Source organism: Vibrio sp. SCSIO 43086 (assembly GCF_051132235.1).
In the GTDB taxonomy this organism is placed as follows: Bacteria; Pseudomonadota; Gammaproteobacteria; order Enterobacterales; family Vibrionaceae; genus Vibrio; species Vibrio diabolicus.
On sequence record NZ_CP072677.1, the window covers coordinates 1343460 to 1360091 of the forward strand.

14 protein-coding genes are annotated in these 16632 nt (G+C 45.2%); 2 read left to right on the forward strand and 12 right to left on the reverse strand.

The genetic code is table 11. The features are described from left to right. Nucleotides 1-16: 16 nt before the first annotated feature. From J8Z23_RS06185 to J8Z23_RS06215, 7 genes are all read right to left on the reverse strand, one after another. On the reverse strand, nucleotides 17-1120 hold the full coding sequence (locus J8Z23_RS06185) for a phosphoribosylaminoimidazolesuccinocarboxamide synthase (RefSeq protein WP_006742604.1): 1104 nt from the start codon (nucleotides 1118-1120) through the stop codon (nucleotides 17-19). 203 nt (nucleotides 1121-1323) lie between these two features. Next, nucleotides 1324-1716 carry a SulA-like leucine-rich domain-containing protein gene (locus J8Z23_RS06190; protein ID WP_012841914.1) on the reverse strand — a complete coding sequence of 131 codons (393 nt, stop codon included), beginning with the start codon at nucleotides 1714-1716 and terminating at the stop codon, nucleotides 1324-1326. Between the two features lie 413 nt (nucleotides 1717-2129). Beyond that, nucleotides 2130-2312: a hypothetical protein gene (locus tag J8Z23_RS06195; RefSeq protein WP_005377960.1), complete on the reverse strand. Its 183-nt coding sequence runs from the start codon at nucleotides 2310-2312 to the stop codon at nucleotides 2130-2132. Between the two features lie 177 nt (nucleotides 2313-2489). Continuing rightward, complete coding sequence (locus J8Z23_RS06200) at nucleotides 2490-3467, reverse strand: J domain-containing protein (RefSeq protein WP_301659900.1); 978 nt, start codon at nucleotides 3465-3467, stop codon at nucleotides 2490-2492. A gap of 76 nt (nucleotides 3468-3543) precedes the next feature. After that, a complete protein-coding gene (locus J8Z23_RS06205; RefSeq protein ID WP_005377956.1) occupies nucleotides 3544-4203 on the reverse strand; it encodes an OmpA family protein in 660 nt (219 codons plus the stop codon). Nucleotides 4204-4420: 217 nt separating this feature from the next. Continuing rightward, complete coding sequence (locus tag J8Z23_RS06210; RefSeq protein WP_005395879.1) at nucleotides 4421-5116, reverse strand: DUF2786 domain-containing protein; 696 nt, start codon at nucleotides 5114-5116, stop codon at nucleotides 4421-4423. A 209-nt stretch (nucleotides 5117-5325) separates the two neighbouring features. Next, nucleotides 5326-6006, reverse strand: coding sequence for a DUF3334 family protein (locus J8Z23_RS06215; RefSeq protein WP_006742601.1), 681 nt, complete (start codon nucleotides 6004-6006; stop codon nucleotides 5326-5328). A 264-nt stretch (nucleotides 6007-6270) separates the two neighbouring features. On the opposite strand from J8Z23_RS06215, the gene ydiJ reads away from it, so the two are divergent. Both ydiJ and J8Z23_RS06225 read left to right on the forward strand, forming a co-directional pair. Continuing rightward, nucleotides 6271-9306 (forward strand): D-2-hydroxyglutarate dehydrogenase YdiJ, encoded by a 3036-nt coding sequence (gene ydiJ, locus J8Z23_RS06220; protein ID WP_301659901.1) that lies wholly within the window; start codon nucleotides 6271-6273, stop codon nucleotides 9304-9306. 73 nt (nucleotides 9307-9379) lie between these two features. Beyond that, nucleotides 9380-9841, forward strand: a complete 462-nt coding sequence (locus J8Z23_RS06225; protein ID WP_005395882.1) for a methyltransferase family protein — start codon at nucleotides 9380-9382, stop codon at nucleotides 9839-9841. A 110-nt stretch (nucleotides 9842-9951) separates the two neighbouring features. Here J8Z23_RS06225 and J8Z23_RS06230 read toward each other — a convergent pair whose 3' ends face one another. The 5 genes from J8Z23_RS06230 to hutI form a co-directional block, all read right to left on the reverse strand. Then, entirely contained in the window at nucleotides 9952-10677 is a 726-nt protein-coding gene (locus tag J8Z23_RS06230; RefSeq protein WP_005395883.1) for a DUF3581 domain-containing protein, read from the reverse strand. A 327-nt stretch (nucleotides 10678-11004) separates the two neighbouring features. Beyond that, the gene (gene hutH / locus J8Z23_RS06235; protein WP_012841910.1) at nucleotides 11005-12540 is read right to left on the reverse strand and encodes a histidine ammonia-lyase; all 1536 of its coding nucleotides are present in this window, start codon (nucleotides 12538-12540) and stop codon (nucleotides 11005-11007) included. An 11-nt stretch (nucleotides 12541-12551) separates the two neighbouring features. After that, nucleotides 12552-14249: a urocanate hydratase gene (hutU, locus tag J8Z23_RS06240; protein ID WP_301659902.1), complete on the reverse strand. Its 1698-nt coding sequence runs from the start codon at nucleotides 14247-14249 to the stop codon at nucleotides 12552-12554. 73 nt (nucleotides 14250-14322) lie between these two features. After that, nucleotides 14323-15333 (reverse strand): formimidoylglutamase, encoded by a 1011-nt coding sequence (gene hutG, locus J8Z23_RS06245; protein WP_085343159.1) that lies wholly within the window; start codon nucleotides 15331-15333, stop codon nucleotides 14323-14325. Between the two features lies 1 nt (nucleotide 15334). Next, the gene (gene hutI, locus J8Z23_RS06250) at nucleotides 15335-16585 is read right to left on the reverse strand and encodes an imidazolonepropionase (RefSeq protein ID WP_114322440.1); all 1251 of its coding nucleotides are present in this window, start codon (nucleotides 16583-16585) and stop codon (nucleotides 15335-15337) included. Between the last annotated feature and the right edge of the window lie 47 nt (nucleotides 16586-16632).

Sequence of the window (16632 nt, forward strand, 5' to 3'; positions counted from 1 at the left end):
TAATCTAGCGACAGTTCTAGTCAATCAATCCGTATTCTTTGCTCAGTACTTCGATGATTTCCGCTTTCGGATTCTCACTCAAATGAATCGGCTTTCCTGTAATCTTCTCGGCAATACCAATGTAGGTGCTCGAAATCGCCATCAAAGATTCGACGGGTAAAGCATTATCACGAGCGAGTGCTTCGCGCTCTGGCATACGTTCTTTGTTTAGCAAGATATCTGGGTCAGGGAAGTGGTTAAGTAGGAACTGGCGGAAACCTTCTTTTGAGTTCTCTACGATGTGACCTGCTTGGTACTCTTTAGCATCCCATATACGAGACGAATCTGGTGTACCCACTTCATCCATGTAAATCAGCTTTTCATTGCCAGCAGCATCATGAACATAACCAAATTCGAATTTGGTATCGACAAAGATTTGGTCGATTTCTTCTAACGCTTGGCTGATAACATTAAAGCCTTCTTTCAGCAGTTTTTCGTAGAGTGCGATATCGTCGGCACTTGAGAAGTTAAATGCTTCGTAGTTGTCTACGATGTTTTGACGAGTAATATTCACGTCGTCCGCTTCTGGCACACCGGGAATGCCTTTTAGAATGCCTTTTGTGGATGGGGTCATGAGCAACTCTGGCAGTGCTTTGTCTTTTTCTAACCCTTCAGGAAGTTGGATTCCACAAAACTCGCGCTCGCCATTTGCGTAAGCGCGCCACATCGAACCCGTGATGTATTTGCGGCAGATGGCTTCTATTTTTACCGGTTTGGCTTTTTGTACAATCCAAACAAAAGGGTGAGGAATGTCTAGAATATGGCTATCTGCTAAGCCATTTTCTTTGAACAGTTTGAACCAGTGATTAGAAATCGCATTAAGCGCAGCCCCTTTACCCGGGACACCATTAAGACCACCTTCAGCATGCCAAATACAATCGAATGCAGAGATTCGGTCGCTAATCACCATGATAGCCAAAGGCGCATCTGGAGCGACATCGTATCCTTTTTCTTTGATCAGTCGGGCGCTGTCTTCTTCAGTTAACCAGTAAACTGAACGAACTTTTCCGCTATGAACGGGTTTATGGGTGCGAATTGGCAGGTCGTCATTGACGGCAAGTACTTGATTAGCAAGGCTCATTGCGACATTCCTATCATCTTAATCAAACGTCAGAAAGAGAAGATATTCAGCAAAGTTTGGGCGCTGAATAAATCGAATGTGGGCATCATACCAGAACTATTTTAACTCGCCAGAGAAAAAGCAAACGTTTGCTTGTTTTCTTTAATACAAAAAATGCCCCCTTAAAAAGGAGGCGAGATGCAGGATGGATAACGTCGAACTTATTAGTGGTACTTATTAACTCTGCCTTCGACGAAAAAGACTTCACACTGATAGCGCTGCGCCATGTCGCGCAACATAGATTGATTCATAAGTGCAATTTTATTGGATGCGACAACAGCACTGGCATTACCTGATCGGATGGCTTTGATCACGATCTCGACTTCTGAAAGCTGTTGAGAAGGCTTCATTTGAATCACGTTTTTACAGCAAATATTAGAAGCAGTGAGTTGTTCAAAGTCTGGGCGAGGGCAGTCTGCTGTAAACAAAATCCATTGTTTCTGCTGCGATAAAACAGCCAGCTTAGATAGAAGCTGATCCGAAACGGCCATGGGCTGAGTTGCTTGTGCCAATACGTTGTAACGAGAGTATGTATGAGATTGACTTTGTAACTGCATCTTACTGTTCCTTTATACATGCTGTATGAGTATACAGTAGTTTGTTTTGGCGACCTGATCAACCCGTTTCTCAAAAGTTATTTGCGGTTTTTTGAGAGGGAAATAAAATGATTTCATTTTAAGTGGTTGAATTTATTTGGTTATTTTTCATTCCTGATATGTCTAACATCAATTTAAAAATGTGAGATGAGTAGAAAATTGGACGAGATACATACAGGGGTTCACTACTGTATATACAGGTGTTTTTTCACGGGCAGTGGTTTGTATACAGTAGGAGAGGGGCTGATAACCGATGCGACGTGCTATGTAGGATAGGAGGGAATACGAGATAGAGATTGGAAATAGGGCTTGGCCGATCAAAAAAGCGCCTTATAAGGCGCCTTTGAAAATCAGTTCCGTTGATTCCGTCTTGCTTAGCTCGCTCGTTGCAAGCGTTCGCGCATTTGCAATTCGCCTTGGTTAAATAGGCGCACGTCGATTTTCGCCATGTCGTAACAAGCTTTACATGAGTAATGGTGCTTGCCATCTAAATAATCGTGACGAGTTACAAGACTAGGTTTTTTACACCAATCACAGGTGCCTTCTTCAGTGAACATTGATTTTCTCCCCACCTAGATTAATTTGAGTCGTTAGGTGTTATTTTGCGCCGGGCATTATGGCATAAAAGCGAGACTTAAGTTAAATGTCTGTTAATTTGTTTGAGAGGGAGATCGATTGCGGCGCTTGATTATATGGGTCTAAAAGCATGCTAGCCAAAGTGTCTCGACCTGTTTTTACTGTTTTGTAACATTTTGTGAGACAAGCTTAAAGGCATGATTGAGTCGCTTCATTTCTTCTTCACTGCCTCTTGTGTCCGGATGATAAAGCTTTGATAGCTGTCTATAGCGTAGCTTTATTGCTTGTAAATCAGGGATGTGTTGTGGTGTGTAGCCAAACATGGCGCATGCGACGCTTAGCTTATGGTTCTCTGCCTGGGTTTTGGATTTCTTAAATTCTTTGAATACTTTCTCTAGCTGACGTTTCAGTTGCTTGTTCGTAAACTCTAGCTCTTTAACTTTTGCCGCCATTCGTTGATTTTGGCTTTCCTCTTTGGCTTCAAGCGCTTTTCTATTCTGCTTAAGTTTCTTGATTACGAGAAAACTTAAGCCGCTGATGATGAGTATCGCCGCTAGCCAAAGCAGCCATAGAAACTGCGAGTATTCTACGTTGGGTTTTGCAATTGTTGTGCTTTTCTCTTCTTGTGTTTGCTCCGCCTTTTTATCGAGCGACTTTATTTGCGAGACTTGTTTAGCTCGCAGTTGATTGAAGCGCTGCTCTAACAGTTGATTATAAGCCTGTTCTGCTGCTGGATTATGCTGAGAAGCCATTTGATACAAAGCTTCAGTCAATTGAGAAGCTGTGACCTTATCTTGATTGCGCTGAATAAAGTTAGCGAGAAGAAAGCCACGATCGGTTGGGTCATTGAGTGCGATAGAGGTTAGCCAATATAACGCTTGTGTTTCATTTCTTTCGCCATTTATCCCTTTAGCAAAGTCGTTCGCGAGCTGTTTTTGCGCAGGGAGGTAACCTTGGTTGGCGGATTGCTCTAGCCAGTAGCGCGTTTCTGGTGAGGCTTCAGCTTTGTTTGATGCCAATAATTGTTGTGCGTACTCGTATTGTTCTATGGGGTCATTTGGAGCTTGAGAGGCAAGCGAGTAACCAGAAAAGCTGAGGCTAAATAAGCAGAGTAGGGCAGACGTTTTGACAGACATTGATATGTCAGGCCTAACGATTATGGTTAGGCCTGCTCCGGTAATTTTTTATTATTACCGCTATGGTGCAACCAAATTACTTCAGTGGCAAGATCTGGATTTCAACACGACGGTTGCACGCACGACCTTCAGAAGTTTGGTTTGAGCAAATTGGGTTACGTTCGCCGTAGCCACGTGCAATTGCACGACCAGGTGCAACGTTTTGAGATACTAGGAATTGACGTACGGACTCTGCACGACGCTCAGACAACGTTTGGTTGTATGACTCACTGCCCGTGCTATCAGTGTAACCGTCGATAACAAGGCTGGTATCTGGGTATTCAACCAAGATGCGAGCAACACCGCGTAGAGTATTATGAATGCTAGCATCAAGCTGGTAAGAGCTTGATGAGAAGCCGATACCATTTTCCATACGCAGTAAAAGCTGGTTCTCACCAACGCGCTGAACTTGTACACCAGAGTTTAGTAAAGCGCGACGCAATTCTGCTTCTTGTTGGTCAAAGTAGTAACCAACGCCAGCGCCAGTCGCCCCGCCAGCTGCCGCACCAATGAGCGCATGCTGACGGCGTTCTTTAGCGTCATCGCCCGTTGCTAGACCGATTGCTGCACCAGCGATAGCACCAATAAGCGCGCCTTGCGTGGTTGAGTTAGTTTCGTATTCACCCGTTGTTGCATTTTGGCGTTGAGTGGCTTGACAGCCAGTAAGAGCTAGCACTAGAGCTAGTGCAATAGGCATCTTTTTCAAGGGAAAATCTCCGTATAAAACTGAGGCGAAACCATGCCTCATAATGGGATGCGAATTATGAATAAGTAAGCATTGATATTTGTTATGAGAAAGTAAGATTGATAAGAGTTTCTGTAAGAAAATTCTTATCGTTACTATCACAACTTCAAAAAGTAGGTCCCAATAACATTGGAATATTGGAACCTACGTCAATCAATTGCTGCTCTGGTTATTTCGATGGATTGCCCAACATTTTACGCGCTTGCTCGCCGCCAACACCACGGTTAACGGAGACTCGTCTACCTTTCTTCAAGCCCACTTCGTAGTCTTCGGTTAGGTTTTTCATCGCTTCTTTCAGTTGCTTCTTGAAGGTTTCGCGGTCAATGTTTTGGAATTCTTTATCAATATAATCATTGATTTTGTTGGCCGACTCTTCGTCTGGGGAAATGACTGGAAGTTTCTCTATCGCTCCCTCTACCCAGCCAGATACAAATGAGTTCACGCGTCGAGTCACCTCTTGAGAAGAGGTGCCCGTACCTGCGAAGCTATTTCGGAATTGTCCGGTACTTTCGTTCATCTCGCGATAAATAATATCGAAAGCAAATGCAGCAAAAATCGCGCGATCTGCTTCACCGATAAACTCGACACGTTTGAGCCCTTTGTGATTCAACAACACCGCTTCAACACCGAATTTAGTGTTAATGCCGCGAATCACTCGCAATATGGTAGAACTGATATTCGCTGGTAGTAGGTGGGAAGACTGTGTTTTCCCCATTCTGATAAACTCAATATCGTCCTTATCCAGACCATATTTGAGCATGAGGCGATGTGCCATTTTGATAGCATTGGCAGCCTCATTAACATTAGCGGAATTGCCCAGTTCTAAGCACTTGGCGATTTTTTTCAGAGCTTTTTGTTTATCCATCGACAACCAGTAACGAAAGCAGAAAATTTATGAAGTCAGACATATTACCTTTTTTGACATAAAAACGAAATACAAGGTGGGAGTGAAGGTGGTTTATGGACATAAAAAGAAGCCCCGCGGAAGGCGAGGCTAGGCGTTTTAGTTCGTCATAATCAGTATGAAGTCGTACTTGTGTCTAAGAAGCCATTCTTCATTAAGATTAGTTGGAATTACAATCCGAGCTGGTTGAGTAAATCATCGGCGTCATCGTTTGAACTCGACGATTTAGATTCTTTCTCAGCCATATTTTTACGTGTTGCTTCTAAAATATCGTCTGGATTTTCGTCTTCTGCGATTTCAAACTCTTCTAGTTGGATGAACTCAGTTTTGTCCATCGCTAACTCCAGATAGAAAATGTTGTTATTTTCGGTGGAGAACGTCACTCGGCGAGCTTGAGGGCGGTCAAGATTGGTATCCACTTGTAAGATGACTTGCTTATTCAGCGCCATCATTTTTGGCTGGTTTTGTGTGATGTTCGTTTGCAGCTCTTTACGAATTTTATTGGTGAAATCTCCAACCAGTTGGTTCATTAGCTCACCCAGAACATCTCCCACCTCGTCAGAAGTATGAGATATTGCCAGTTCTTCTTCTGGCATACCCATATTACGCATGTAGTTGGTGTAGATCTCTAATGCGGCTTTTGCCGTAAAATTAATTACGACCAGCCCGGTAAACCCGCCATCAAACAGAACAAAACAGCCAAAATCTGGCTTGAGGCTAGTCTTGTGGATTTTTTGCACCATTGCAGAGTAATTTACTTGAGAAGATGTCGCCGAGGTAAGGACGCCAGAAACAGACTGGCAAAGTTTGAGAAGGATATCTTCAGTGGTCACAATTTTATTTTTTTTCATTCTGAAAACTCATCTATAAACGCGATTCGTTCCCCAATGTAAGGCATCAAGCGTGAAAAAATAAAGCATAAGTTTAATTATTGTATCGAGATTCTGATTTGCTCGTCTTTTTAAATGTTGTAAAGTGACGAAATTCAAAGAATATTACTTCACTAACTCTTTTGTGGTGTTTTGTTTCGCTGAACGCCAACTTGTATGAGAAGTGAGCAAATAATTACATAACCCGCAGCTGATCGGATTCAGCGTCGTAGGGGCAGGAAGCAAATGTTACCAAGATTACACTCGCAAACTGATGTCGATCCTCTTGTTCTTAGTTTTCTGAAAGAGCTTGAGCACGCCGGATTCACTGGTGATATCGAAAGCCAATATTCAAGCCGACTAGCGGTTGCCACTGACAACAGTGTTTACCAGCAACTTCCTCAGTCTGTCGTCCATCCTAAAACGACAGAAGATGTTTCTCTCCTTGGGAAACTGAGCAATAAAGAAAAGTACGAACGAATTACCTTTTCACCTCGTGGTGGCGGCACAGGGACCAATGGTCAGTCGCTAACCAAAGGTATTGTGGTGGATATGTCTCGCCACATGAACAAAGTGCTTGAGATTAATGAGAAAGAAGGCTGGGTTCGTGTACAAACTGGTGTAGTGAAAGACCAGTTAAATGATGCGGTTCGCCCTTACGGTTACTTCTTCTCTCCAGACTTATCTACCAGTAACCGTGCAACGATTGGCGGAATGGTCAACACCGATGCTTCTGGTCAAGGTTCTCTGAAATACGGAAAAACATCCGATCATGTTTTGTCGCTACAAGCGGTGTTTGCTGATGGTTCAATTTTAGAGTCGGACTTGTCTCATGGTTACCCAAAAGAGGGCGAGTTTGCTGCCAAGGCGCTACGAGTAACGGAATCCGTATGTCGTGAAAAACGCCAGCAGATCGTGGATAAATTTCCTCCGCTCAACCGCTTTTTAACGGGGTACGATTTAAAAAATGCCTTGAATGAAGACGATGACCGTTTCGACATCACACGAGTGCTGTGTGGCGCGGAAGGTTCATTGGCATTTATTACCGAAGCGAAGCTAAATCTGACGCCAATTCCGAAAGCACGTACTTTGGTTAACGTTAAATACAACAGCTTTGACTCTGCGCTCCGTAATGCACCGTTGATGGTCGAAGCGAAAGCGCTATCTGTAGAAACCGTTGACTCGAAAGTGCTTAATCTCGCGAAGCAAGATATCGTCTGGCACACCGTGAGTGATTTGCTTACCGATGTTCCAAATAAAGAGATGCTTGGCATCAATATGGTGGAATATGCAGGTCAGGACGAAAAAGAAGTTGCTGCGCAGGTTGCAGCGCTGACCGCCAAGCTCGATACCATGCTGGAAACAGAAGAAGCGGGCATCATCGGTTACCAAGTCTGTAACGATGTAGCGAGTATCGGGCGTATTTACAACATGCGTAAAAAAGCGGTGGGTTTGTTAGGCGCAGCAAAAGGCCGCGCTAAACCGGTCGCATTCGCTGAAGATACCTGTGTGCCACCAGAAAACCTGGCGGACTTCATTGTAGAGTTTCGAGAACTGTTAGACAGCAAGTCTCTGAATTACGGCATGTTTGGTCACGTCGATGCCGGGGTGCTTCACGTACGTCCTGCGTTGGATTTGTGTGACCCGCACCAAGAAGCATTGATGCACGAAGTTTCTGATGAAGTGGTTAAGCTGGTGGCGAAATACGGCGGTTTGATGTGGGGTGAACACGGCAAAGGTTTCCGTTCAGAATATGGCCCTGAGTTTTTCGGTGATGAGTTGTTTACTGAGCTGAGACGTGTGAAGGCGGCATTCGATCCACACAACAAAATGAACCCGGGCAAAATCTGTACGCCGCTTGATAGTGATGCAGAGTTAGTAAAAGTTACCGATACCAAACGTGGTTACTTCGATCGTCAGATTGACGTTCAAGTACGTGACAGCTTTAAGCAAGCGATGGAGTGTAACGGTAACGGTTTGTGTTTTAACTACGATACCAGCTCGCCAATGTGTCCATCGATGAAAGTAACAGCCGATCGTCGTCATTCACCGAAAGGTCGTGCGGGTTTGGTTCGCGAGTGGTTGCGTCAGCTCACTGAACAAGGCATTGATATCCTTGACTTAGAAAAGCAAACACTAGAAAACAAAACATCAATCAAAACCATGATTGACCGCGTACGTCATTCTATCAATCGTCGTCACGAATACGATTTCTCCCACGAAGTGTATGAAGCGATGAATGGTTGTTTAGCGTGTAAAGCGTGTGCGAGCCAGTGTCCGATCAAAGTCGACGTTCCGAGCTTCCGCTCACGCTTTTTAAACATTTATCACTCTCGTTACCAACGTCCAGCAAAAGATTATCTGGTTGCGAACATAGAGACTATGCTGCCGATGATGGCGAAAGCGCCAGGTGTCGTAAACGGTGTTTTGAAGCAGTCGTGGGTCAAGAGCTTAACGGCTTCAACAGTTGGGTATGTCGATGCGCCGTTGTTATCAGTACCTACGTTGAAACAACGAGTAGAGTCGCTGACAACGCCTTATGACCTGCAAGCGCTCAGCGGTTTGTCTTCGTCTGAAAAGAGCAAGCATGTTTTAATTGTTCAAGACCCATTCACTAGCTACTACGACGCCGATGTTGTAGAAGACTTCGTTAAATTATTGAAAAAGCTGGGCATGCATCCGGTGCTTCTGCCATTTAAGCCGAACGGTAAAGCACAACACATTAAAGGCTTTCTACGTCAGTTTAAGGATACAGCAGCCGATACAGCGAAGTTTTTGGCGATGGTAGCGGATCTGGATATTCCATTAGTTGGTGTCGACCCTGCATTGGTGCTGTGTTATCGAGATGAATACGCTGAAGTACTTGGCAGTAAGCGAGGTGATTTCGATGTACTAACGGCCCACGAATGGCTTTACCCAAGACTAGAAGAGTTTGAAAGCGGAGAGCATAAGGCGCAGGAACCTTGGTATCTGTTTGCGCACTGTACTGAAAAAACCAAAATGCCGAATGCGGAAAAAGAGTGGGGCACTATTTTTGCTCACTTTGGTGCGGTTTTAAATACGGTACCGGTTGGTTGTTGTGGTATGGCGGGTACGTTTGGTCACGAGGTCGATAAGTTGTCGATGTCGAAAGACATTTACAATTTAAGCTGGAAGCCAAGCTTAGATAAGTTAGATAACGAGAGATGTTTGATTACTGGCTACTCTTGCCGCAGCCAAGTGAAACGCTTTGAAGGAACAAAGCCCAAACATCCCGTTCAGGCGCTGTTAACTTTGATATAATCACATCAAATTAAGCCCAGTTTTACTGGGCTTTTTTAGAAGTCACAAACAACAATTTCAAAGGATATGAATCTTGAGAAAACTTGAACTCAAAGTCCCACCTGTTGCGGTGTTTTTGTTGGTCATACTACTCATGTATGGACTGACAGTTCTGGTGCCGAGCCTGAATATTAGCGTGCCCTTTGTCGAGGTTGTGGTTGGCGGGTTAACTTTGCTCTCTGGTTATATGGGCATTGCTGGTGTGTATGAATTCCATAAAGTAAAAACGACGGTTAACCCTGTAAAGCCTGACACGGCCTCTTCCGTGGTGAGAACTGGTGTATTTGCTTTTTCGCGCAACCCGATGTATATGGCGCTACTGCTTCTAATCATTGCAATTGGTTTGTGGTGGCAGCATTTGAGTGTGGTGCTTTGTGGCGTCGTATTTGTCAGTTATATGAATCGATTTCAAATCAAGCCAGAGGAACGTGTTCTAGAGCGATTGTTTGGTGAAGAGTATGTGGATTATAAAAACCACGTCCGCCGCTGGATCTAAGCATTGCGTTTAGTTTTATTTGGATGAGACATAAAAAGAAAGCCCAATGATCGACGTTGGGCTTTCTTTTAGTAAACACGTTTTTTGAGCGCTTCTGATAGGGCAGTCGATTAGGCTGCCTTAACGAACTTTGCTAGGAATGCATCCTTACGTTCATTGAAACGGCGTACAAGATCGTCAACCGCTTCTTGGTCATATGGCTTCAAGCCGCTTGCAACCATGCGTTTGATGCCTTTGCCAACGACTTCACCGTCTTCTTTGAACGCAAAGTTTAAGGTGACTACCCCACGTTTGCCTTCCACGTCGAACGTTGCGCCAGTGAAATCCACTTCAGGATGCGTAAGGTCTAAGCGTGAAAATTCAACTTCCATGCTTTCATAAATAACTAATGGACGTTGGCAGTTGATCATCATTTGCTTCTCTTCCATAAGAGGAACCATGATGTGAGGGAAGTTCATGCCAGAGAATTGCACGTAATTTGTTACGACATGCTCAATAAATGCGGGATCGTGGTTAGTCTCACCTTCACGGGACATGTGTAAGTATTCTTTGCCGGCCTCGTCAACAACGGCGCTTTCTTTTTCACACTTATTTTCAATATGAAGTGCTACACCATCGTTTACCATGCCAGAGAAGTTAAAACGCATCTTTTGGCTGACGCCTTCTTTACTAAGAAGCACTGCGAAAAGTAAGTCCCCAGGGACACAAAAGCGTTTGTTGTCTTCATCGTGGATTGGGTTGTAGTCACCTGCGACACGTTTTGCAAAGTGGCTTGCTTGTTCGCGAGTGAACTGAAACTGGTGATTAGTGTTTGAAAAATAAGGTGTTAGAAACATAATTTTTACGTAGTAACCAAAACTGTATGGGATTATATGCGAATATCTGCGTAGCAATGGTCCATCCAGTGAAAACTTCACCGTATCCTAACAATAAGACACTATTTCGGCGGATAAATCGTTAAAAACGCATACTTTAGCAACGCTTTTATTTGTGAAAGCAATAAACAGCGACTTTATTACGTCGGCTATTTTTAAAAGTATAGCAATAACAATATGCAGTGTTCATAAAGATCGCTAGGAATACGTTTAATGAGGAGATAAAAAAGCTCCACGCGAAACGTGGAGCCTTCAAATTATCATCCGGTTTTTAGATTAAGTGCTGGATTACTGAACACTTGGTAACAGACTCTCTGGCATAAGCGTGTTGTGGATAGCCAGCTTAAGCAGAGTATTCGCCTGTTCAATGTCCGGCGCAAAGTAACGATCTTTATCGTAGAACGATACTTTTTCACGCAACATTTGTTTGGCAATCTCGATACGCTCAGAAGACTTGTTTGGTGCTCTAAAGTCTAGGCCTTGTGCTGCTGAGAGGTATTCGACCGCCAGAATGCCGCGAGTGTTTTCTCCCATTTCTTTCAATCTGCGAGCCGCGAAGGTTGCCATTGAAACGTGATCTTCTTGGTTTGCTGATGTTGGCAAGCTGTCTACTGACGCTGGGTGAGCGAGCGTTTTGTTTTCGCTTGCTAGCGCAGCAGAGGTGACCTGTGCAATCATGAAACCAGAGTTCACACCACCATTATCAACTAAGAACGGTGGTAGTTTTGATAATGCGCTATCGATAAGCAATGCCATACGACGTTCAGACAGGCTGCCGATCTCAGCAATCGCCAGTGCTAGGTTGTCAGCTGCCATTGCAACAGGCTCAGCGTGGAAGTTACCGCCAGAGATGATGTCGTCATCTTCAGCAAACACCAACGGGTTATCTGATACGGAGTTTGCTTCTACTTGCAATACTTCTGCAGCGTTGCGGATTTGCTGCAAACACGCCCCCATTACTTGAGGTTGACAGCGCAAAGAATACGGGTCTTGCACTTTTTCACAGTTAGTATGCGAATCACCAATGTCACTTGATGTATCCAATAGATGACGATAGGCCAGTGCAGCGTCCATTTGGCTGCGATGACCACGTACACGATGAATACGCGGATCGAATGGACGTCGGCTGCCGAGAGCGGCTTCGACAGACATTGCGCCACATACTGTAGCCGAAGCGAAAAGATCTTCCGCGATAAACAGACCTTCTAATGCGAACGCTGTTGATGCCTGGGTACCATTTAGCAGCGCTAAGCCTTCTTTCGGTGCCAGAGTTATGGGTTCTAGACCTGCGATTTTTAATGCTTCTTGCCCAGAAATGATATTACCGTTGTGACGAGCTTGTCCTTCACCTAGTAATACTGTGCTCATATGGGCCAGAGGAGCTAAGTCACCTGATGCGCCGACAGAGCCCTTTTTAGGTACGCAAGGGTAAACTTGTGCGTTAACTAGGTCGGTCAGCATATTAATGACTTTTAGGCGAATACCAGAAAAACCACGAGACAGACTATTGATTTTTAATACCATCATCAGACGAACCGTTTCATCTGACATAAACTCACCGATACCTGCCGCATGAGAAAGAACGATACTGCGTTGCAGTGTTTCTAAATCTTCTGGTGCTATTCGTGTGTTAGCCAATAGTCCAAAACCAGTGTTAATTCCGTAAACCGTTCGATCTTCCGCGATGACTCGGTCTACGACCTGTGTGCTTTCTTCAATGGCCGGAATGGCTTCAGGATCCAAAGTAAGGTTGACTGGTGAACGGCTCACTTGGCGTAGTTCGTTTAAGCTAATATGACCTGGCTTTAGCGTTAAATTTAACATCTCTTTCATCCTTACTTGAGCTTCTTCAGTTCTTCGTTGAGCATTGGCAAATCTAGCCCTTGATCTGCTGCACATTGTTTAGCAATATCGTATCCCGCATCAGCATGACGCATCACGCCTGTTGCTGGGTCGTTATGCAGCACGCGGGCAATACGTTTTGAGGCATCTTCACTGCCGTCACAGCAGATAACCATACCTGAGTGTTGCGAGAAGCCCATACCTACGCCACCACCGTGGTGCAGTGAAACCCAAGTTGCGCCGCCCGCCGTATTGAGTAGTGCGTTTAATAGTGGCCAGTCTGATACGGCGTCAGAACCGTCCATCATGCCTTCTGTTTCTCGGTTCGGGCTTGCTACGGAGCCAGAGTCTAAGTGGTCACGACCAATGACAACAGGCGCCTTAAGTTCGCCATTTTTCACCATTTCGTTGAATGCTTGACCAAGACGCTCACGATCTTTAAGACCAACCCAGCAAATACGCGCAGGTAAACCTTGGAACTGGATGCGCTCGCGAGCCATATCTAGCCAGTTATGTAAGTGCGGATTATCTGGAATTAGCTCTTTTACTTTTTGGTCGGTTTTATAGATGTCCTCAGGATCGCCAGAGAGAGCAGCCCAACGGAAAGGACCGATACCTTCGCAGAATAGAGGGCGAATGTAGGCTGGAACAAAGCCAGGGAAATCAAATGCGTTTTCTATGCCTTCTTCCAAGGCCATCTGGCGGATGTTGTTACCGTAGTCGAGTGTTGCGGCGCCGCGATTTTGTAGCTCTAACATAGCTTGAACTTGCACTGCCATGGATTTTTTGGCTGCTTTAACAACCATTGCTTCATCTTGCAAACGCATTTCTGCAGCGTGAGACATGCTCCAGCCTTGTGGTAAGTAGCCATTGAGCGGGTCGTGTGCAGATGTTTGGTCTGTTACTACATCTGGCGTGATATTACGTTCTACCAACTCAGAGAAAACGTCTGCTGCATTACCTAGTAGACCAACCGATATTGGTGTGTCCGATTCTTTGATGATAGCAAGTGCTTCATCTAAAGATGTCGCTTTCTTATCGACATAGCCTGTACGTAGGCGGTAATCGATACGCGATTCATCACACTCTACCGCAATCATGGAGAAGCCCGCCATCGTACCAGCTAGAGGCTGAGCACCACCCATACCACCAAGACCGCCAGTTAGAATCCATCGGCCTTTTGCTTCGCCGTTAAAGTGCTTTTTCGCAACAGATACGAATGTTTCGTATGTGCCTTGGACGATGCCTTGTGAGCCAATGTATATCCAGCTGCCAGCGGTCATTTGGCCGTACATCATCAAGCCTTGTTTATCGAGCTCGTTGAAGTGTTCCCAGTTTGCCCAATGAGGAACGAGGTTTGAGTTTGCGATAAGCACGCGTGGGGCGTTTTTATGGGTAGGGAAAACACCAACAGGCTTGCCTGATTGAACTAAAAGCGTTTGGTCATCTTCGAGTCTTTCAAGTACTTCAACAATCTTGTCGTAACATTCCCAGTTTCGTGCCGCACGGCCAATGCCGCCATATACAACCAGCGAATGTGGATGTTCTGCAACATCAGGATCGAGGTTGTTCATCAGCATACGAAGAGGGGCTTCGGTTAGCCAAGATTTTGCGCGCAGTTTATCTCCGTGAGGTGCACGAATCGTTCTGCTTGTATCAAGTCGTGGATCTTGTCCCTGGCGCTGTGTCATTTCAGACTCCTTTAGTTTCTCGTGATGACCAAGTACTTGCTTGGTCGTAATAATAAGTGGCATCTAGGATGCGTTATGGTTTGTGTTGCTTTTCCGCCATCGCGTTGGCGATATCCCAACACAAACGGGCAGCTAAGCGTGCAGTTTGACTATCGACGTCATAATTAGGGTTGTATTCGGCGATATCAGCCAGCATGAGCTTATTTTTGTAATGAAGAATTCGATCTAAAAATGGTGCAATTGTGTCGTAACTTACTCCTCGAGCCGCAGGGGCGCTGACCCCAGGTGCTGTTGCCGCAGGAAATACATCCAGATCAATGGTCAAATAGAGGTAATCACAGTCGTCAATAAAATGTTGAAGCTGAGTTAAGTGATAACTGTGGTTTAGGTAACAAAGCTGATTGTCTTCTACATACCAAACATTTAACGCATCTGCTTTTTCAAACAGCGCTTTAGTGTTGCTACTGCGGCTTACGCCAATGCAAGCGTAATGAAAGTCCCAATCATTGCGTTGGCAAAAATGATGAATTTGGTTGAAGGGAGTGCCAGAGCTTGGTTTGATGTCGGCGATGCTGCTCTCGAATGCGCGTAAATCGAAATGCGCATCGAAATTGATAATGCCGATTTTAGGCTTCTTCTCTGGATAGTGCGCTTTAAAATACTCCGCTAAGCCGGAAAACGAGGCCCACGCAATCTCATGCCCGCCACCTAACACGATGACAGGCGTATGAGGCAGTGCGCTTGAAATGGTTGCCGCACATAGAGATTGGCTCTCTTCCAGTAAGTCGTCTTCGCACACCACGGTGCCTAAGTCATATAGTGGGACGTCTTGGTGCCATGCTAAATTAGCGAGTGCTCGTCGGATTAAATCTGGCGCTTTTTTCGCACCAATGCGTCCTTTGTTTCTGGCTACGCCAGCGTCGGTAGCAAAACCCAGTAATGAGACGCCATGCGCAACTGCTCCTAACTCATCTGCTTTCTGGCGTTGAACCACGTGATGAATTCGCTGACCAAGCTTGCCGTCCTCGGCATCATGACGGCCTTGCCAATGAAATAGGGGAGAGTGTAGGTCGAATTGAGACATATTATTGGCCTCCGTGTGAAATGTATTCACCATTTACTATACGACCTACCAGACGTTTTGCTCCGACTTGATAGCTTAAATCTGCAGGGCTTTCGATATCCCAGATAGAGAAGTCCGCATCAAACCCTACTTTGATTTCGCCACGGGAATTTTGATAACCCAGAGCTTTGGCTGCATGTTGCGTTACACCACGCAGTGCTTCTTGCGGTGTAAGGCGAAATAGTGTGCACGCCATATTCAGCATGAGTGTGAGATCAGAAAACGGTGATGTACCTGGGTTGACGTCCGTAGCAATTGCCATCGGCACGTTATGCTCTCTCAACAACTCAATCGGTGGTAACTGAGTTTCTCTTAGAAAATAAAAAGCGCCAGGCAGTAGAGTGGCGACAGTGTTTGAGCGAGCAAGTGCTTTAACACCTTGCTCATCTAAAAACTCGATGTGATCCGCTGACAGACCGTTGTATTGCGCAGTGAGGGCTGTACCACCGAGATTCGAAAGTTGCTCTGTATGCCCTTTAACCTTTAAGCCGTGGCGTTTTGCAGCTACAAACACTTTTTCTGTTTGTTCAAGATTGAAACCAATCGATTCACAAAAAACATCGACACTCGTGGCTAATTCTTCCTTTGCGACAACAGGGATTATGTCCTGACAAATGTGCTCAATATAGTCATCTGCACGGCCTTGGAACTCAGGCGGAATGGCGTGAGCGGCAAGAAGTGTAGTGGTGATTTTAACTTTGCGCTCTTGTTCAAGCATTTTGGCTGCACGGAGCATTTTTACTTCGTCATTCAGTGTCAATCCGTAGCCTGATTTCACTTCGACAGAAGTGACACCACTTGCGAGTAGCCCGTCTAAACGTGGCAACGCTAACTCAACTAATTGCGCTTCGGTTGCTGAACGCGTCGCATGCACCGTTGAAAGTATCCCACCGCCTTGTTTGGAAATTTCTTGATATGGCACGCCGTTTAAGCGCATTTCAAATTCGTTGGCACGATTGCCCGCGTAAATAAGGTGAGTGTGGCAGTCGATCAAACCTGGCAGAACTAACTTGCCTTGAAGGTCGATACTCTGAGCGTAATGCTGGGCAGACAGCAGAGACTCGGTTTGCGGTTCGTCTTCACCAATTGCACAGGTGCTGATCGCAACGATTTTTCCAGATTGAATGCCAATACGAGCAGGAGACGTTGGCAGATAACCGCGCTCTCCCGACTGCATGGTGACCAGACGTGCGTTTTCAATCAGCAAATCCATGTTTGTGTCCCTGTGTTTATTTGTATCATTAAATGTATATACAAATA